17 protein-coding genes are annotated in these 17566 nt (G+C 70.3%); 10 read left to right on the top strand and 7 right to left on the bottom strand.

Going from position 1 to position 17566, the window contains the following annotated elements:
* The first annotated feature begins 28 nt into the window (after positions 1–28).
* From Q8A52_RS34905 to Q8A52_RS34885, 5 genes are read left to right on the top strand one after another with little or no spacing between them, the layout of a single operon-like run.
* Positions 29–616, top strand: a complete 588-nt coding sequence (locus Q8A52_RS34905) for a TlpA family protein disulfide reductase (protein ID WP_316758828.1) — start codon at positions 29–31, stop codon at positions 614–616.
* 1 nt (position 617) lies between these two features.
* Positions 618–1394 (top strand): cytochrome c biogenesis CcdA family protein, encoded by a 777-nt coding sequence (locus tag Q8A52_RS34900; protein WP_316758826.1) that lies wholly within the window; start codon positions 618–620, stop codon positions 1392–1394.
* Positions 1395–1397: 3 nt separating this feature from the next.
* The gene (resB, locus tag Q8A52_RS34895) at positions 1398–3113 is read left to right on the top strand and encodes a cytochrome c biogenesis protein ResB (protein ID WP_316758824.1); all 1716 of its coding nucleotides are present in this window, start codon (positions 1398–1400) and stop codon (positions 3111–3113) included.
* On the top strand, positions 3110–4210 hold the full coding sequence (gene ccsB / locus Q8A52_RS34890; protein WP_316758822.1) for a c-type cytochrome biogenesis protein CcsB: 1101 nt from the start codon (positions 3110–3112) through the stop codon (positions 4208–4210). The genes resB and ccsB overlap by 4 nt, the downstream gene beginning before the upstream one ends.
* A 35-nt stretch (positions 4211–4245) precedes the next feature.
* The gene (locus Q8A52_RS34885) at positions 4246–4650 is read left to right on the top strand and encodes an SRPBCC family protein (RefSeq protein ID WP_316758820.1); all 405 of its coding nucleotides are present in this window, start codon (positions 4246–4248) and stop codon (positions 4648–4650) included.
* Here Q8A52_RS34885 and Q8A52_RS34880 read toward each other — a convergent pair.
* The 5 genes from Q8A52_RS34880 to Q8A52_RS34860 form a co-directional block, all read right to left on the bottom strand.
* Positions 4647–6194 (bottom strand): type 1 periplasmic-binding domain-containing protein, encoded by a 1548-nt coding sequence (locus Q8A52_RS34880; protein WP_316758819.1) that lies wholly within the window; start codon positions 6192–6194, stop codon positions 4647–4649. The genes Q8A52_RS34885 and Q8A52_RS34880 overlap by 4 nt on opposite strands.
* On the bottom strand, positions 6194–8293 hold the full coding sequence (locus Q8A52_RS34875) for a hypothetical protein (protein WP_316758817.1): 2100 nt from the start codon (positions 8291–8293) through the stop codon (positions 6194–6196). The genes Q8A52_RS34880 and Q8A52_RS34875 overlap by 1 nt, the downstream gene beginning before the upstream one ends.
* A 70-nt stretch (positions 8294–8363) precedes the next feature.
* Positions 8364–9743: a condensation domain-containing protein gene (locus Q8A52_RS34870; RefSeq protein WP_316758815.1), complete on the bottom strand. Its 1380-nt coding sequence runs from the start codon at positions 9741–9743 to the stop codon at positions 8364–8366.
* A gap of 129 nt (positions 9744–9872) precedes the next feature.
* Positions 9873–10844, bottom strand: coding sequence for an isopenicillin N synthase family dioxygenase (locus Q8A52_RS34865; RefSeq protein WP_316758813.1), 972 nt, complete (start codon positions 10842–10844; stop codon positions 9873–9875).
* The gene (locus Q8A52_RS34860) at positions 10837–11286 is read right to left on the bottom strand and encodes a nucleoside deaminase (RefSeq protein ID WP_316758811.1); all 450 of its coding nucleotides are present in this window, start codon (positions 11284–11286) and stop codon (positions 10837–10839) included. Before Q8A52_RS34860 ends, Q8A52_RS34865 begins: the two co-directional genes overlap by 8 nt.
* 349 nt (positions 11287–11635) lie before the next feature.
* Between Q8A52_RS34860 and Q8A52_RS34855 the strand changes: the two genes are divergently transcribed.
* On the top strand, positions 11636–12583 hold the full coding sequence (locus tag Q8A52_RS34855) for a DMT family transporter (protein WP_316758809.1): 948 nt from the start codon (positions 11636–11638) through the stop codon (positions 12581–12583).
* On the opposite strand, the gene Q8A52_RS34850 is transcribed toward Q8A52_RS34855, so the two are convergent.
* Both Q8A52_RS34850 and Q8A52_RS34845 read right to left on the bottom strand, forming a co-directional pair.
* Positions 12480–13361 carry a LysR family transcriptional regulator gene (locus Q8A52_RS34850; protein WP_316758941.1) on the bottom strand — a complete coding sequence of 294 codons (882 nt, stop codon included), beginning with the start codon at positions 13359–13361 and terminating at the stop codon, positions 12480–12482. The two genes, Q8A52_RS34855 and Q8A52_RS34850, sit on opposite strands and share 104 nt — an antisense overlap.
* A complete protein-coding gene (locus tag Q8A52_RS34845; protein WP_316758807.1) occupies positions 13361–13630 on the bottom strand; it encodes a PLD nuclease N-terminal domain-containing protein in 270 nt (89 codons plus the stop codon). The genes Q8A52_RS34850 and Q8A52_RS34845 overlap by 1 nt, the downstream gene beginning before the upstream one ends.
* A gap of 76 nt (positions 13631–13706) precedes the next feature.
* Here Q8A52_RS34845 and Q8A52_RS34840 point away from each other — a divergent pair, with 76 nt between their 5' ends.
* The 4 genes from Q8A52_RS34840 to Q8A52_RS34825 all read left to right on the top strand — a co-directional run bounded on the left by Q8A52_RS34840 (position 13707) and on the right by Q8A52_RS34825 (position 17552).
* On the top strand, positions 13707–15158 hold the full coding sequence (locus Q8A52_RS34840; protein ID WP_316758805.1) for a menaquinone biosynthesis decarboxylase: 1452 nt from the start codon (positions 13707–13709) through the stop codon (positions 15156–15158).
* Entirely contained in the window at positions 15155–16057 is a 903-nt protein-coding gene (gene mqnP / locus Q8A52_RS34835) for a menaquinone biosynthesis prenyltransferase MqnP (protein ID WP_316758804.1), read from the top strand. Before Q8A52_RS34840 ends, mqnP begins: the two co-directional genes overlap by 4 nt.
* A 320-nt stretch (positions 16058–16377) precedes the next feature.
* Positions 16378–17028, top strand: coding sequence for a UbiX family flavin prenyltransferase (locus Q8A52_RS34830; RefSeq protein WP_316758802.1), 651 nt, complete (start codon positions 16378–16380; stop codon positions 17026–17028).
* 68 nt (positions 17029–17096) lie between these two features.
* Complete coding sequence (locus Q8A52_RS34825; RefSeq protein ID WP_316758800.1) at positions 17097–17552, top strand: Lrp/AsnC family transcriptional regulator; 456 nt, start codon at positions 17097–17099, stop codon at positions 17550–17552.
* The last annotated feature ends 14 nt before the right edge of the window (positions 17553–17566 follow it).

Raw genomic sequence — 17566 nt, 5'->3', positions numbered from 1 at the left:
CTCAGAACGGGCATGCGAAACTTTTCACATGACCACCCGTAGCCGCCTCCTGCTTGCCGCCACGGCCGCCGCAGCGGCCCTGACCCTGTCCGCGTGCACCTCCGGCGGCACCTCCGGCGGAGGCGGCAACACCAACTTCGTCACGGGCAACAACGGCATCGAAACGGCCGCCAAGGGCCACCGCTCCCCGGCACCCGACCTGTCCGGCAAGACCATCGACGGCAAGACCCTCGATGTCGCCGACTACAAGGGCAAGGTCGTCGTCGTCAATGTGTGGGGCTCCTGGTGCGGTCCGTGCCGCGCCGAGGGCAAGTACTTCGCCAAGGTCTCCAAGGACTACCAGGACAAGGGCGTCCAGTTCGTCGGCATCAACACCCGGGACACCAGCACCACCCCGGCGATCGCCTTCGAGAAGGAGCAGGGGATCACTTACCCCAGCCTGTACGACCCGACGGGCAAGCTGATGCTCCGCTTCAAGAAGGGCACGCTCAACCCCCAGCTGATCCCCTCCACGCTCGTCATCGACCGGGACGGGAAGATCGCCGCGCGGGCCCTGGAGGCGCTCAGCGAGGAGAACCTGCTCAAGATGCTCAAGCCGGTCCTCGCGGAGAAGTGACGTGAGTGCGCTTCTTCCGCTCGCCGAGGAGCTGGTGGGCCGGAACCAGACCGTGCAGAACGGCGCGCTGCTGGTCGCCCTGCCCGTCGCCCTGCTCGGCGGCCTCGTCTCCTTCTTCTCGCCGTGCGTCCTGCCGCTGGTCCCCGGCTACCTCTCCTACGTCACCGGGGTCGCCGGCACGGACCTCGCCGAGGCCAAGCGGGGGCGCATGGTCGCGGGGGCCTCGCTGTTCGTGCTCGGCTTCAGCGCCGTGTTCATCTCCGGCGGGGCACTGTTCGGCTACTTCGGCTCGAACCTGCAGGAATACAAGGACACCCTGTCCAAGACGCTCGGCGTCCTCATGATCCTCCTGGGTGTGTTCTTCATGGGTCTGATGCCCTGGCTCACCCAGCGCGAGTTCCGCTTCCACAAGCGGCCGACGACCGGACTGGTGAGCGCGCCCGTCATCGGCGCCCTGTTCGGCATCGGCTGGACGCCCTGCATCGGCCCGACCCTCGCGTCGGTGAACTTCCTCTCCATGCACGAGTCGAGTGCCGGGCGCGGCGTCGTGCTGATGATCGCCTACTGCATCGGTCTCGGCGTGCCCTTCGTCCTCACCGCGGTCGCCTTCCGCAAGGCCCTCGGCGCCTTCGGCTGGGTCAAACGCCACTATGTGTGGGTGATGCGCATCGGCGGCACGATGATGGTCGCCACCGGTGTGCTGCTGCTGACCGGGGCGTGGGACAGTCTCGTGAGCCAGATGCAGACCTGGTCCGACGGTTTCAATGTGGGGATCTGACCGATGAGCAACACCACAACGGACAACTCCGCGGCCGGCGCCGAGGACCAGGACCTGGGTGCCGCAGGCTCCCAGCTGTCCACCGCTCCCAGCGAGGAACTGCCGAACCTGCCCTCCCTGGGCGTCATCGGCTGGGCCCGCTGGTTCTGGCGGCAGCTCACCTCCATGCGGGTCGCGCTGTTGCTGCTCCTGCTGCTGTCGCTCGGCGCGATCCCCGGCTCGCTGATCCCGCAGACCGGAGCCGACGCCACCAAGGTCGACGACTTCCGCCGGGCCCACACAACACTCGCGCCGATCTACGACAAACTCGGCCTCTTCCACGTCTACAGCTCGGTGTGGTTCTCCGCGATCTACATCCTGCTGTTCGTCTCCCTCATCGGCTGCATCGTGCCCCGCACCTGGCAGTTCGTGGGCCAGCTGCGCAGCCGCCCGCCGGCCGCGCCGAGGCGGCTGACCCGGCTGCCCGCCTACACCACCTGGCGCACCGAGGCCGACCCAGAGCAGATCCGCGAGGCCGCACTCATCCTGCTGAAGAAGCGCCGCTTCCGGGCTCATGTCGCGGGTGACGCCGTCGCCGCCGAGAAGGGCTACGTGCGCGAGCTGGGCAACCTGGTCTTCCACATCGCGCTGATCGTGATGCTGGTGGCCTTCGCCTCGGGCCAGCTGTACAAGTCGGACGGCACCAAGCTGGTCGTCGAGGGTGCCGGCTTCGCCAACTCGATCATCCAGTACGACGACTTCAAGTCCGGCAGCCTCTTCACCACTGACGACCTGGTGCCGTTCAGCTTCGATCTCAAGGACTTCAAGGCCACCTACGAGCTCACCGGCCCGAACCGGGGCACCCCGCGCACCTTCCAGGCCGGGATCACCTACACCGACGGCGCGTACGGCAAGGAGAAGTCGACCACCATCAAGGTCAACGAGCCGCTGAAGATCGGCGACTCCAAGGTCTACCTGGTCAGCCACGGCTACGCGCCGGTCATCACGGTCCGGGACGGCAAGGGCGACGTCGTCTACCGCGACGCCGTGCCGCTGCTCCCGCTCGACGGCAACGTCACCTCGAACGGCGTGGTCAAGGTCATGGACGGCTACAAGGACGCCAAGGGCGCCGGCGAGCAGCTGGGCATCCAGGCCTTCTTCCTGCCGACCTACGGCGGCGGCGCCTCGGTGCTCTCGCAGTTCCCGTCGCTGCTGAACCCTGTGCTCAACCTGGCGCCCTACCACGGCGACCTGGGCGTCAACTCGGGTCTGCCGCAGAGCGTGTACCAGCTCAACAAGACCCATATGAAGGCCTTCAAGGACGCCAAGGGCCGGCAGCTGAGGGTCAACCTGAAGCCCGGACAGACCACGCAGCTCCCGAACGGCGCCGGCTCGATCACCTTCGAGAAGGACATCAAGGAGTGGGCCGGCTTCGAGATCGTCCAGGAGCCCGGCAGCGGCTGGGCGCTCGGCGGCGCGTTCGCCGCGATCTTCGGTCTGGCCGCGTCCCTGTTCATCCAGCGCCGCCGCGTCTGGGTGCGGGCGGTGCGCGGCGCCGACGGCGTGACCGTCGTCGAGATGGCCGGCCTCGGCCGCAGCGAGTCCGCCAAGGTGCCCGAGGAACTGGGCGACCTCGCGGGCATCCTCTACGACCAGGCGCCGGGGGCTCCCGACCCCGACGACGACCCTGCAGAATCCGCCGACCCCGAAGTCGTACCTGCCGAAGGGGCTGAGAAGTGACTCTCGCCGCCGCAACCGATCTCGCCATCGCGACCAACGAGCACCTGGCGAGCATCAGCAACACGCTGATCTACTCCTCAATGGCCGTCTACACCCTGGCCTTCTTCGCGTCCATCGCCGAGTGGCTGCTCGGCAGCCGCAGCAAGGTCGCCCGTACGGCCGCCGCGCTCACCGCCGGCGCGTCGAAGAAGGCGGCCGCGCCCGCGGTCACCGTGCAGAAGGCGGGAGGCACCGCCGTCCTTGAGCGGCCCAAGGTCGTCGTCCGGTCCTCGGCCGGCGCCCGGGACGTGCCGGACGGTCCCGGTGCCCACGGCGGTGACGAGCAGGGCGACCTCTACGGCCGTATCGCCGTGTCCCTCACCGTGCTCGCCTTCCTGGTGGAGCTCGGCGGTGTCGTCGCCCGCGCGGCCTCCGTGCAGCGGGCGCCGTGGGGCAACATGTACGAGTTCAACATCACGTTCTCCACGGTCGCCGTCGGCGTGTACCTCGCGCTGCTGGCCCTGAAGAAGAACGTGCGCTGGATGGGCCTGTTCCTCATCACCACGGTCCTGCTCGACCTGGGCCTCGCGGTCACCGTCCTCTACACGGCGAGCGACCAGCTGGTCCCGGCCCTGCACTCGTACTGGCTCTACATCCACGTCTCCACCGCGATCTTCTGCGGCGCGGTGTTCTACGTGGGTGCGGTCGCGACGATCCTCTACCTGTTCAAGGACTCGTACGAGAACAAGCTGGAGAACGGCGGCAAGCCCGGCAGCTTCGCGACCTCCGTCCTGGAGCGCCTGCCCGCCTCCGCCTCGCTGGACAAGTTCGCCTACCGCGTCAACGCGGCCGTCTTCCCGCTGTGGACGTTCACGATCATCGCGGGCGCGATCTGGGCGGGCGACGCCTGGGGCCGCTACTGGAACTGGGACCCCAAGGAGACCTGGTCCTTCATCACCTGGGTCGCCTACGCCTGCTATCTGCACGCGCGTGCCACGGCCGGCTGGAAGGGCCGCAAGGCCGCCTACCTCGCGATGATCGCGTTCGGCTGCTGGCTGTTCAACTACTACGGCGTCAACATCTTCGTGAGCGGCAAGCACTCCTACGCGGGCGTGTAAGTGCGGAACCCTGCGTGACGGGTCAGGCTGGTGTCATGAGCGGTTCCATCGAACAGGGCATCAGCCAGACCCACGGGAACACGCACATCCTCCACTTCCTGGTGCGGCTCCCTCGGCCCATGGACAAGGTCTGGCCCGCGCTCGCCACCCCGGAGGGGCTCGCGGGCTGGCTCACCGTCGCCGATGTCCTCGAACCCCGGCTCGGCGGCGCGGTCACCCTGCGTGACCTGGGCAGCGGGCACATCACCGCGTGGGACGTGGACCGGGTCGCCGAGTACACGCTGGAGGGCGGCGGCCGTGTCCGCTTCCATCTGGAGCGGGACGGGGAGGCGGCGAGCGCCCTGCGCTTCACCCACGAGTTCCGGGGGAACGGGGAGTCGGAGCAGGCCTGGCGGACCCGGTTCGAACGTCTGATCGAGATTATTGAGCCTGCGGTCTAGGACGGCGGCAGACACTCCTTCGCCGGCGGCTTCCCCTCCGGCCAGGCGATCCGCACGAACCGGGAGCCGCCCTCCGGGGAGAGTTCCACGATCGGCACGGCCTTGTCGTACGGGTTGCCGTGCACGTCCAGGCAGATCCAGCCGCTCGCCCCGTCGACCCGCAGCGAGCCCTTGACCTGCGGCCACTGCAGTCCCACATCCGCGAGCGCCGGGATCTTCCGCTGGTCCATGACCGCCTCGCGGATGCCGTGCACGGCCAGCTGGAGGGCGTCGTACGCGATGATCAGCTGCCCGTCGTCCAGGGCTACCGAGCCGATCGGCCCGACCGGCCCCCGCCTGCCGCTCGCCAGCTGCTGCTGGAGCACTTGTGCGTCCGCCGCCGAGCCCCCCGTCTTCGCGGGATCCCGCGCCCAGGCGTCCGGGTGGGCGAGGGCGGTGTAGCGGACGGCGAGGTTGTGCCTCAGGGCGCCGCGGTCCAGGTCCTTCTCGCCGGTCAGATACGAGCCCTCGTCCCCGGTCAGCACCGTGAACTTCCGTTCCTGGCAGCCGCGTCCGCCCAGCGCGTTGATGAACTGCCGCAGCTGGGTGTGCCGGCCCGCGAACAGGATCGTGTCGGTCTCCTTGGACGTGTCGCACACCAGATGGGTGATCTGCCGGAAGGTGTTGGCGGTCGTGCCCTCCTGGGTGCGGTCGGCGGGCGGCGTGAACGGCTGCGGCTCGTAGGGCGACCCCTTGATCAGCGCGGCGAACGACTTCTGCAGCGTCCGGGTGTACGGGTCCCCGGGCTTGTCGTACACCAGCAGCGCCTTGCCCGCGCTGACCTTGGCGAAGGAGGCCAGCGCACGGGCCTCGTCGGTGTTGGTCGGCGAGACCCGGGCCAGCCCCGGATAGGGGTCCTTGCCGCCCTGGCCGTTGGCCAGGTCGTCGGCGGTGATGGAGGAGCCGACCACCGGAATGCCCAGCCGGGTCAGCTCCCCGACGGCCTTCTTGTTGTTGTCGGTGCTCTGCCCCACCCCGGCGACCGCCCGCAGCCGGTCGGAGGTGGTCGTCATCCGCACCAGCCTGTCGACCATCTGCCGCCAATGGGCGCCGGTGGCCCCCGGGTTGGCGAGCACCAGCCGGATCGCCGGCGCCTCCCCGTTGGAGTCGTGGTTCGCCCGGTACTGGGCCAGATAGGCGCCCTGCAACTCGTGCTGTATGTCGCTGAGGCTGGCCGCGGCGGTCGCGGTGTACGGCAGCATCATCGCCACCGTCACATAACTCCCGGGCTTCAGACGGCCGTTCTCCCGCTCGATCGCCCGCACGGCGTCCCGCAGTTCGGGATGCCCGAAGTCGTACGCCGTCGTCGCCACGCCCACGCACTCGTCGCTGCCCTTCGGCCGCGCCACTCCGGGCGCGCAGGAGCGGTCGTCGTGGGTCAGGGTGCGCACGGCGAAGACCAGTCCGGTCGCCAGGCATGCCGTGACCAGGAGCGCCAGATAGCGGCGGAGCGGGATCTCCCAGACGCCCTCGCGCAACCATGTGCCCAGACCCCTGCGTGCCATCACGCCTCCCCGCTCCGGTCGTCCGGGTCGTCCTCGTCGTCCGGGCCGGCCGGCGCCCGCCCGGCGAGCGCGGCCGCCGGCCAGTCCCGCGAGGCCCGCCACAGCAGCGCGTTGCCCGCGGGGCGCAGATTGGACAACTGCTCCAGCTCGAACCGCAGCCGGTCGCACACCTTCGGATCGGGCAGCACCAGCGGATCGGCCAGCTGCCACACCGCGTGCAGCAACCGCCGTATCCGCAGGTGCAGTACGGCGTCCACGCCCTCCGGCACCTCCTGGGCGGCGTCCGTCCGGCCGAGCGCCACGGCGGCCCGCCGGTCGCCCCGGCCGCCGAAGTCGCGTCCGTCGGCGTCGTGCGCGTGGAAGTACGGCGCCGACGCGATGAAGCGGAGCGTGCGCAGCCAGGTGCGGGTGTCAAGGGTGTGGAAGGTGTCGCGCAGCTGGGCGACCGCCGACTCCGTGGTCCCCAGGGCGAGTTCATGGTGCAGCCGGAAGGCGTCCGCGGGCTCGGAGGCCTGCTCGTAGTGCGCGATCAGGGTCTCGTGGGCGGTGCGCCACTGCCCGTGGTCGGTGTCCCGCAGGTGCAGCCGGAGCAGCAGCAGGGTCCGTACGAACGGATCGCCGACGAACTGGCCTGGCGCGCCCGGCAGTCCCTCCTGGGCGAGCCGGGTCTGCAGGGCCCGTACGTCCGCCGGGCCGAAGTCGTCCGGGAGCAGGGCCGCGGCCAGGGCACAGGCCGAGTCGTGGTCGTGGGCCGCGGCCAGCACGGTCAGCTCGTCCAGCCGGTCGGCGGGCACCAGCCGGTCGAGGAGTTCGAGATAGGTGGGGGAGCCGGCGTGGTCCTCGTGCAGCCGGACGTCCGCGGTGAGCAGCTCGCCGAGCGATGCCGCCTGCGGCAGGTTCTGCGCGGCCGACTCGGCGAGCAGGACTATGCCCAGCGGGTTGCCGCCGGTCAACCGGTGAGTGGCGTGCGGGAGCTGGGGTGGCACCGGTGTCTCGCCGCAGACGGCGCCCACGATGTGCAGGGTGTCGTCGGGGGTGAGCGGCGGCAGCGACACCAGCAGCGCCCGCGAGGACGGCACGGCCGCGTCCGGGGTCCAGTCGCTGCGCCGGGCCACCTCGGGCAGCGAATGCCGTACGGCGTTGCGTAAGCTCTCGCGCCCCTCGCCGCGCAGCGCCCCGATGAAGGCCACCTGGTCGGTCAGCCCCTCGGAGCGGTCCCGCAGCACCGCCTCCACGAGCCCCGGACCGGGCGCGGCCTGCGCGTTGTCGAGGAGGACGAGCGGCCGCCCGAGCCGCTGCATACGGGGCAGCACGCCCGCATACGCCTCGGTCAGATCGGCGAGCAGGGCCCGCACCAGATGGCGCTCGGCGTGCTCCCGTGAGGTACCGCCCGCCCGGAAGTGCCCGGAGAGCAGGATCAGCCCGCGCTGGGCGTGCCCGCCCGCGTTCGGATACGTCCGGTACCAGACCGACGCCTTTTGGTGCCGGCGGCTCGCGAAGCCCTCCGCGACGGACTCCAGGGTGGCCTCGATCGCCCCCGACAGGAACGGCCCGCTGCCGGTTGCCGCGGCCACCACCTTGGCCGCCACCTTCCCGGCCCAGCGCCCGGCGAAGCCGCTGATCCACGACCCGCTCTCGTTCAGCAGCAGGATCCGCTCGACCTCGCGCCGGATCCGCTCCGAGTCGGCGTCGCTCCAGCCGCCGGCCGCCACCGCCACCAGGCCCGACATCAGCCGGGGAAAGGTGATCCGGCCGGCTCCGGTCACCGGCTCCGCGAGCTGCTCGGCGATGATCAGCAGTGCCTGCGCCACCGGCGACCAGGACTCGGCGGGCCGGTCCGCGGGCGGTCCCGCGAACTGCGCGTCCGCACAGTCGATCAACGCGACCGGCGTGTGGCCCTGGTAGGCCTCCCGCAGCTCGCCGAGCACCGCACTCTTGCCCAGGCCCCGCGCGCCGGTGAGCACGACGAAGGGCGGCTCCGCCGGGTGCTCGAACGGATGTGCACGGTGCTGGTAGGGGCGCAGACCCACGAGCCGCGGAGCCAGGCCGGCCGGATCCGTGTCGAACAGGGCCCCCCGTCCGTGCAGACGTCTGTGCACCGCATCCCCCCTCAACACCAGTGTAGAAAGGGGGAGTTGCTTCGTACCAGATCGCGTGGTGTCCGTTGGGTCACGAAACTGTCGACATGATCAGGTCCCGCAGTCGCTCCACGTACAGCCGCATGTTCTTGTACGCGACGTCCGTGTCCGGGTAGCGGCTCGCGAACCACAGCCCCTCGTGCAGCCGCTGCACCCATGCGCACACCTGGTCGCCGTACGACACCCGGATCAGCCCGTACGCCTTCAGCTCGGCCCACCGCTCGGACCCGGTGACCGCTCGGGTGTCGACGAAGGAGACGATCGAGTACAGGTCGGGGGAGGCCGGGCGGAAGTCCGTGCCGAGCAGGTCCAGCACCCGGGCCAGCGGCATGCGCGCCAGGGGCCGGGCGGCCTGCAGCTGAGCACGTACGGTCCGCAGCGCACCCGGGAGATCGGGTGCGGCCGGAACCTCGATGGGGGCGCCGCCCACGTACCAGCCCACGGAGTCCGACCAGCGGGACTTCACCCGGGTGTGGAACGGCACCACCGTGCGGTACACCGGCTGCCCGCCGAGCTCCTGGACGATGAGGCTCGTCGCGGCGAGCACACCGACCAGGCTGCCGCCGAAGGGCCGGCAGTACGACTCGAACGCGGCGGCCCCGGCCGCGTCCACGAGCGGTTCGCACATCATCTTCTGGGCGGGCAGCCCGCCGCCGGGCTCCAGTCCGAGGTCGACGGGGAAGCGGGGCAGCGTCCCGTCGCACCGCCGGATGAACTCCCGCCAGCGGGCCACGATCGCATGGCCGCCGTCGATCCGGTCGGCGTCCGCCCGCTCCAGCTCGCAGAAGTCCACATAGCTGGCGGCCGGCGGCCGCTTCGCACCGCTGCGCCCTTCGGTCCCCGCCGTGTACAGCTCGTGGATCTCGGCGGGAAGGGCCTGGATCGAGTACGCGTCGACATTGCTGTGGTCGAAGGCCAGGTACACGCTGGTGCAGTCGTCGCGCACGACCGCCGTGTAGATGAGGTTCGGCCAGCGCAGCGCGTCGGCCGTGACGTCGAAGCGGTCCTGGAGATGCCGGGCCAGCGCCCCGTCGTCGGTGAAGTCGCCGATCACCTCCCGGCGCAGCGACACCGCGCCGGCGTCCAGCGTGAAGCGGCGCAGTTCGTCACCGGCCCAGCGGAAGCCGCTGCGCAGCGTTTCGTGCCGCAGTGTCCAGCCGAGCAGCGCCTCCTCCAGCACGCCCAGGTCGACCGGGCCGGGGAGGTCGAAGGCCGTGCCGAGCCAGGTCGGCACGAACAGCCCCTCCTCGCGCACGCACCTGGCCGTCCTGAGGTGCGACTCCTGGATGTAGGCCGGGGGCCGGGAGTCCTCCGGCAGCCCCGAGGCGGCCTCGACGGTCGCCGGACTGAGCGTCCACTCGACGAGCCGTCCCGGCCGGACCTCGCAGCGCTGGATGTCGGTGATTCGCACGGGCCGTCTCCGATCGCAGAAGGGGACGCGTGGGACGGCCCCCTGCAAGGGAATGGCACCGGATGCGACCGGGACATGCCGTGTCCCGGCTTTTCAACGGAACGGGGGGCGGCCCGAACGGGGAATCGATCAGTCGACGGTGATCGAGTCCAGCTTCTCGCGCAGATAGACGTGCGAGTCGACGGGCGGGTACGCCACCCGCCCCACCGGCGCCGGGACGGACTCGACGAGCGTGCCCGGGGTGCACTCGCCGAAGTACACGAGCGACATCAGCTCCTCGGCGGGCGCGTCCGAGGGCGGCGGCAGCACGCGGTGCCGTCCCGACCGCCACCGGTCTCCGGTCCAACGGGCCATCAGGTCACCGATGTTGATGGTGAAGGCGCTGGGGTCGAAGGGCGCGTCCTGCCATCCGCCCTCGTCCGTGTGGACCTGGAGGCCGCCCTTGCCCGCCTGCCGGTCCAGGATGGTGACCGTCCCGAAGTCGGTGTGCGGACCGATCCGGAACTGCCCCGGCTGCGGCTCGCCGATCACCTCGGTGCCCGGGTACCAGTTGATGTTGAAGCCGTACGTCGGATGGTCCATGTGACGGCTGAAGAAGTCCGGTTCGAGCCCGAGGGCGTGACCGAGCAGGGAGAGGAGCTGCTTTTCCAGCGCGGCCATCTCCCGCAGGTACCGTTCGCACAGCGGCCGGAGTTCGGGAACCTCGCTCGGCCACACATTGGGCGCGTACCACTCGGCGTTGACCACCGGATCCTCGAACGGCTCGTGCGTCGCGAAGGTCAGCGACTCCTTCATGTCGGGCGGGGTCTCGGTCCCCTCCGCGTACGCGTTGGCCTCCGCGCCCGGCCCGAGCCACCCGCGCCCGCCGACCTTCGCCTCGTACGCCTGCTTGGCCTCGACGGGCAGCGTGAAGAACCGGCGCGCGGACTCCCGGACGGCCGCGCGCAGCCCCGGCTCCACGCCGTGCCCGGTGACGAGCAGGAATCCGGCGGTCTGCAGGGCCCGGTCGACGGTACGGGCGATGTCCTTGCGCTCCTCGGGGTCACCACCGAGCCAGGGGCGCAGGTCGACGGTCGGGACGCTGGGCTGGGGCTCACTCACCGATGTCCTCGTTCCACAGAGCCGGGTTGTTCTCGATGAACTCACACATGAGTGCCGTGCATTCGGGGTCGTCCAGGAGGACGATCTCCACGCCGTGCTCGGCCAGCCAGTCGTGGCCGCCGTGGAAGGTGGCCGCCTCACCGACCACGACCCGCGAGATGCCGAACTGGCGGACCAGGCCGCTGCAGTACCAGCAGGGCGAGAGGGTGGTCACGATCGTGGTGCCCCGGTACGACCGCTGTCGCCCCGCCGCGCGGAAGGCGGCCGTCTCCGCGTGCATGGAGGGGTCGCCGTCCTGCACACGGCGGTTGTGGCCGCGGCCGAGGAGGGTGCCGTCGGCGGCGTAGAGGGCCGCGCCGATCGGGATGCCGCCCTCGGCGAGCCCGGCGCGGGCCTCGGCGACGGCGGGGGCGAGCCAGGCGCGGGCCTGTTGCTGATCCATGCGTTAACTCTCCTTCGGCACCGCCACCGGGACAACATGCCCAACGCCCGGGGACCTTCGGCGGTGGCCTCGGTAAAGCGCCGGGAAAGCCACTTTGTACCCTGGCTCGATCAATCGCCGCGCGCAGCGGCAGTCGGCCCCCGGTGGGTGGGAGGAAGCCATGGTTGCCGCTCCGGTCCTGGAGGAGCTGCGGGAGGTCGTACAGCCGCGGGCTGCTGGACCTGGTGCTGCGCGACGACCCGACGCCCTGAGCGGGACCTGCGGTCATCGGCGGCGCCGATGAGCCCATCGGCAGGACGCCCCATGAGCGCGTGGACCGGCCCCGGTGCCCGCTCGTAGCTTCGACGTCATGACCCCAGAGAACAAGGGCACGGCCCAGCTCACGACCGCGATGGTGCTCTCCGGCACCCTCGGCGTCTTCGTCGTCGAGTCGGGCGCCTCGCCCTTCGACGTCGTGTTCTTCCGCGTCCTGTTCGGCGCCCTCGCCCTCGGCGGGTACGTCGTCGCCCGCGGCCGGCTGCGCGGCCACGGCTTCACCCCGCGCACGCTCGGACTGGCCGCCCTGGGCGGCGTGTTCATCGTCTTCAACTGGGTGCTGCTCTTCCAGTCGTACGAGAACACGTCCATCTCCGTGGCGACGGTCGTCTACCACACGCAACCCTTCTACGTGGTCCTGCTGGGCGCCCTGCTGTTCCGTGAGCGGCTCACGGCCGCCACGGTGGGGTGGATCGCCGTCGCCTTCGCGGGGCTGATCCTCGTCTCGGGCGTCACGCCCGGCGACTTCACGGGCGGCGGAACGTATGCCGTCGGCGTGGGCCAGGCCCTGCTCGCCGCCCTCCTCTACGGCCTGTCCACCCTGGTCACCAAGCGCATCACCGGGGTACGCCCGCACCTCGTCGCCCTCGTCCAGGTCCTCGTCGGCATCCCGCTGCTGCTCCCCTTCGCCGACTTCGGCGCGATGAGCGGAACCGGGTGGGCCTGGGGCTGGCTGGTCGGGCTCGGGCTGATCCACACCGGGGTGATGTACGTCCTGATGTACGCCGCCTACGCCCGGCTGGCCACCTCGAAGATCGCCGTCCTCGCCTTCGTCTACCCGGCCGTCGCGATGGTCATGGACTGGGCGGTGTACGGCCACCACATCGGCCTCGTCCAGGCGTTGGGCGTACCGCTGATCGTGACGGCGAGCCTGAAGGTCACCCTTGCTCGGCGACCAGCCGCCGCGCCCGCTCCACGAACAGCCGCGCATGCGCCGGAAGCCGCTTCCCGGCCCGCCACGCCAGCTGCGTGCGAAGCGTGAACGGCGGCTCCCACGCCAGTCGCAGGAGAGAACCCGCCGAAAGTTCGGCGGCGACCGTCACCTCGGGCAGCAGCGAGATCCCGAGGCCGGCCGCCGCCGCGCGTTTGGTGGCCTCGATCGTGCCGAACTCCATGAAGTCCACCGCGGCTAGGGCGGTGAGCTCCCGCTCGAACAGGTCCCGGTAGGCGCAGCCGGGCTCGGTCGCCAGCAGCGGCTGCCGTACCAGGTCCGCCGTCGCGACCGGCTTCCCGGCCAGCGGATGTCCGGGCGCGGCCACCAGCGCCAGCGGTTCCTCGGCCAGCACCACGCACTCCAGCCCGGCGTGCTCGGTCCGCTCCTCCATCAGGAAGCCCAGGTCGTACGTCCCCTGCCGCAGAGCCTGCCGGGTCTCGTCGCCGATGGTGGTGCGCAGCGAGAGGCGCACCCTGGGGTAGCGGTGGTGGAACAGCTCGAGCAGCGGCGGCAGACGGTACGAGGTCAGCGACTCCATCGTGCCGATCGCCAGGGTCCCGGCCGGTTCGTCCGCGGCGGCCACCGCCGTCCGCGCCTCCTCGGCCAGTTCGATCATCCGCCGGGCGTAGGGCAGCAGCCGCTCGCCCGCCTCCGTCAGCCGGATACGGCTGCCGAGCCGGTCGAACAACTCCGTGCCCAGGTCCGACTCCAGGGTGCGGATCTGGCCGGTCACGCTGGACTGGGCGTACTTCAGCTCGGCCGCGGCCCGGGTGAAGCTCAGGACGGTGGCGACCTTCTCGAAGGTGACGAGCAGCCGGAGTTCCATCACTCGGCCTCGGGCTCGTCCTTCCTGAGGGACTTCAGGAACTCGGGATTGTCGTCGGGGGCGACCCAGCGTTCGGGGCCCGGGGTCCGCACCTTGCCGGCGATCAGCCAGGCCACGGGGCCGACCAGCACCTCGCCGAAGAGCAGGATGACGATGACCCACGCCACCTTCGGCAGCCCGCGCACCTGCTCCTCGGGCGTGTTGAGGCAGTCCACGAACGCGTAGATCCACAACGCCAGAACCAGCAGGAAGGGGAGATACCTGAGCATTGGCGTGAGATCCCTCGACAGAGTGAGACGGCCCCGGTGACGGGCCCAGGTTAGCCCGTGGCCGATACTGGGACACATGGCTTACGACGATCTTCGTTCCCTGCTCAGGGCGCTGGAACGCGAAGGCGACCTCAAGCGCATCAAAGTTGAGGTCGACCCTTGTCTGGAGGTCGGGGAGATCGTCGACCGGGTGCAGAAGTCCGGCGGTCCGGCGCTGCTCTTCGAGAACGTGAAGGGCTCCGCCATGCCCCTCGCGATGAATGTCTTCGGGACCGACCGGCGGCTGCTGAAGTCCCTCGGCCTGAAGTCGTACGGCGAGATCAGCGACAGGATCGGCGGGCTGCTGCGGCCCGAGCTGCCGCACGGCTTCGTGGGAGTGCGCGAGGCGTTCGGGAAGCTCGGCGCGATGACGCACGTGCCGCCGAAGAAGGTCAAGGACGCTCCGGTGCAGGAGGTCGTCCTGCAGGGCGACGACGTCGACCTCGACATGCTCCCCGCCCTGTTCACCTGGCCGCAGGACGGCGGCTCCTTCTTCAATCTGGGGCTCACGCACACCAAGGACCCGGAGAGCGGGATCCGCAACCTCGGGCTCTACCGCCTCCAGCGCCACGACCGGCGGACCATCGGCATGCACTGGCAGATCCACAAGGACAGCCGCAACCACTACCAGGTCGCGGCCAGGCGCGGGGAGCGCCTGCCGGTGGCGATCGCCTTCGGCTGCCCCCCGGCGGTGACGTACGCCTCGACCGCCCCGCTCCCCGGTGACATCGACGAGTACCTGTTCGCCGGATTCATCGCGGGCAAGCGCATCGAGATGGTCGACTGCAAGACGGTCCCGCTCCAGGTCCCGGCGAACGCCGAGGTCGTCCTGGAGGGCTGGCTGGAGCCCGGCGAGATGCTCCCGGAGGGCCCCTTCGGCGACCACACCGGCTTCTACACCCCGCAGGAACCCTTCCCGGCGCTGAAGATCGACTGCGTGACGATGCGGAAGCGGCCGCTGCTCCAGTCGATCGTCGTGGGCCGGCCCCCGACCGAGGACGGGCCGCTGGGCCGTGCGACCGAGCGCTTCTTCCTCCCGCTGCTGAAGATCATCGTCCCGGACATCGTGGACTACCACCTGCCCGAGGCCGGGGGCTTCCACAACTGCGCGATCGTCTCGATCGACAAGAAGTACCCGAAGCACGCCCAGAAGGTGATGCACGCGATCTGGGGGGCACACATGATGTCCCTGACCAAGCTGATCGTCGTCGTGGACGCCGACTGCGACGTGCACGATCTGCACGAGGTCGCCTGGCGGGCCCTCGGCAACACGGACTACGCCCGTGACCTCACGGTCGTCGAGGGGCCCGTCGACCATCTCGACCACGCCTCCTACCAGCAGTTCTGGGGCGGCAAGGCGGGCATCGACGCGACGAAGAAGTGGCCCGAGGAGGGTTACACGAGGGACGGCGGATGGCCGGAGATGGTCCTGTCGGACCCGGATACGGCGGCCCTGGTGGACCGCCGCTGGAAGGAGTACGGCCTGTGAGCAGCGCCTCCGCGGCACTCCCGCAGCCGGGACGCACCAAGGCGTTTCTGCGCCTGGTGATGATCGAGCACTCGGTCTTCGCGCTTCCCTTCGCCTACATCGCTGCCCTGACCGCGATGTACGAGTGGGACAAGAACATCCACTGGGGCCGGCTGCTGCTGGTCACGATCTGCATGGTGGGCCTGCGTACGTTCGCCATGGCGGTCAACCGGATCATCGACCGCGAGATCGACGCCCGTAACCCGCGCACCGCCCACCGGGAGCTGGTGACCGGCGCGATGTCGGTGAAGCACGCCTGGACGGGCGCGCTGATCGCCCTGGTGATCTTCCTGGGCTCGGCGGCCCTGCTGAACCCGCTCTGCCTGGCCCTGGCCCCCATCGCGGTGATCCCGATGGTGGTCTACCCGTACGGGAAGCGGTTCACGAACTTCCCGCAGGCGATCCTGGGCCTGGCCCAGGCGATGGGCCCGGTCGGCGGCTGGCTCGCCATCTCGGGCACGTGGTCCTGGGACGCGGTGGTCCTCGGCCTCGCCGTCGGCATCTGGATCGGCGGCTTCGACCTGATCTACGCCTGCCAGGACGTCGAGCCCGACCGCGAGATCGGCGTCATGTCGGTGCCGGCCCGCTTCGGCATCCCCGCGGCGATCCGGGGCGCCCGCGCCTGCCACACGGTCACCACGGCCCTGTTCGTCTGGTACGCGGTGCTCACCGGCGCCGGCGCGTTCTTCTGGCTGGGCCTGCTGATCGTCGCGGGCGCGTTCGTCTACGAGCACACGATCGTCCGCCCGCATGACCTGTCCCGCCTCAACAGAGCGTTCTTCAGCGTCAACGGCTTCATCGGCATTGCCCTGTTCGTGTGCGCGCTTCTTGATCTCCTGGTCCGGGGTCTGACCGTGTGAGTCCGGTGCGGCCTACCCTCGAGTGCGGCGAGAGGGAGGCCGACGTGACCATCGAACCCCAGCTGGGCGCGGACCTCGTGCGGGCCCCGACCTCGTCGAGCCGGCCATCGAAGTCGTCACGCTCTGGAACCCCGGCTCGGACGGGTACATGGGGCGGGACACGCTTCCCTACGGGGGCGAGATCGCCGTGGAGACCAAGCTCGGGCGTCTGACGGTCGACACCAGTCGCCTCCCCGTGGATCCCGGGACTGCCGACCCGTCCTGAACACTCTCCGTTCCACCGGTACGCTCAAGGTGTGAACGCAGGAGAAACGCAGCGCATGCCTTGGATCGTGGGGGTGTCCGGAGCATCCGGGACTCCGTACGCGGCTGCTGTGCTGCGCGCGCTGCTCGCGGCCGGTGAGAGCGTCGATCTGGTGGTCAGCCGGGCCTCGCGGCTCACCCTCCTCGATGAGACGGGGATCTCCTTCCGGGACGCCCACTGGCAGACCGACCTGCGCGAATGGCTGGCCCGTGGGGCGGACGGAAAGCCCGGGACCTTCGATGCCGACGTCGAGGGGGTGCGGTACTGGAACGCGGGCGACCTCGCGGCCGGGCCGTCCTCGGGGTCGTACCCCACGAAGGGGATGCTCATCGTGCCGGCCTCCACCGCCTGTGTGGCGGGCGTCGCGCTCGGGCTCTCGAAGGACCTGCTCCAGCGTGCGGCGAGCGTCACCCTCAAGGAGCGCCGCAAGCTGGTCGTGGCCGTACGGGAGACCCCGCTGAACGGTCAGACCCTGCGGCACCTGGTCGCCCTGGACGACGCGGGTGCGACCGTGGTACCCGCCTCACCCGCCTTCTACGCGGGAGCGACCCACATCCAGGACCTGGTGGACTTCGTCGCCGGACGGGTCCTCGACGCGGCGGGCGTCGCACACGGCCTCTACCGCCGCTGGGAGGGCGAACTCGGCGGCGGAACCCGCACGGCGTGATCGCCATCCGAGCAACTCGCAGCAACTCTCATTACTTCTGGAACTCTTCAGCGGAAGGCTTCGATCGCATGGACGCGGTGGACAGGCAGCTCATCCAGGCCCTGAGAGAGAACGGCCGGGCTTCCTACGCGGAGCTGGGACGCCTCGTCGGCCTGTCGGGTCCCAGCGTCACCGACCGCATCAACCGGCTGGAGGCGGCCGGCGTCATCACCGGCTACCGCGCCACGGTGAACGCCGCCTCCCTCGGCCTCGGCGTCACCGCCCTGATCGGCATCTCGCTCTCCGACGCCGCCGACCACGAGGACGTGGCCCGCCGGCTGAAGGACCTGCCGGAGATCGAGGACTGCTGGTTCATCGCCGGCGACGACTCCTTCATGCTCAAGGTGCGCTCGCCGGACGTGGACGGGCTGGAGAAGACCATCCGGCGGCTGAGCGGGACCAAGGGCGTCTCCCGGACCCGTACCACCATCGTGTTGTCCACGAAGTGGGAGAACCGAGTCGGCGATCTGCCCGAAGAGGTCTAGGCGCGTTCAGCGCC

Origin of the sequence: Streptomyces herbicida (assembly GCF_032656585.1) — a bacterium.
Lineage (GTDB): Bacteria > Actinomycetota > Actinomycetes > Streptomycetales > Streptomycetaceae > Streptomyces > Streptomyces herbicida.
The sequence above is the reverse complement of the archived record's forward strand: the minus strand, read 5'-3'. Positions and strand labels throughout refer to the sequence as shown.

Excerpts from the sequence above, each read along its gene's own strand:
- Q8A52_RS34840 (WP_316758805.1), top strand. The coding sequence starts at position 13,707 with ATGGCTTACGACGATCTTCGTTCCCTGCTCAGGGCGCTGGAACGCGAA.
- Q8A52_RS34880 (WP_316758819.1), bottom strand. The coding sequence starts at position 6,194 with ATGGCACGCAGGGGTCTGGGCACATGGTTGCGCGAGGGCGTCTGGGAG.
- Q8A52_RS34850 (WP_316758941.1), bottom strand. The coding sequence starts at position 13,361 with ATGGAACTCCGGCTGCTCGTCACCTTCGAGAAGGTCGCCACCGTCCTG.
- Q8A52_RS34845 (WP_316758807.1), bottom strand. The coding sequence starts at position 13,630 with ATGCTCAGGTATCTCCCCTTCCTGCTGGTTCTGGCGTTGTGGATCTAC.
- Q8A52_RS34905 (WP_316758828.1), top strand. The coding sequence starts at position 29 with ATGACCACCCGTAGCCGCCTCCTGCTTGCCGCCACGGCCGCCGCAGCG.
- resB (WP_316758824.1), top strand. The coding sequence starts at position 1,398 with ATGAGCAACACCACAACGGACAACTCCGCGGCCGGCGCCGAGGACCAG.
- Q8A52_RS34825 (WP_316758800.1), top strand. The coding sequence starts at position 17,097 with ATGGACGCGGTGGACAGGCAGCTCATCCAGGCCCTGAGAGAGAACGGC.
- Q8A52_RS34855 (WP_316758809.1), top strand. The coding sequence starts at position 11,636 with ATGACCCCAGAGAACAAGGGCACGGCCCAGCTCACGACCGCGATGGTG.
- Q8A52_RS34830 (WP_316758802.1), top strand. The coding sequence starts at position 16,378 with ATGCCTTGGATCGTGGGGGTGTCCGGAGCATCCGGGACTCCGTACGCG.
- Q8A52_RS34885 (WP_316758820.1), top strand. The coding sequence starts at position 4,246 with ATGAGCGGTTCCATCGAACAGGGCATCAGCCAGACCCACGGGAACACG.
- Q8A52_RS34860 (WP_316758811.1), bottom strand. The coding sequence starts at position 11,286 with ATGGATCAGCAACAGGCCCGCGCCTGGCTCGCCCCCGCCGTCGCCGAG.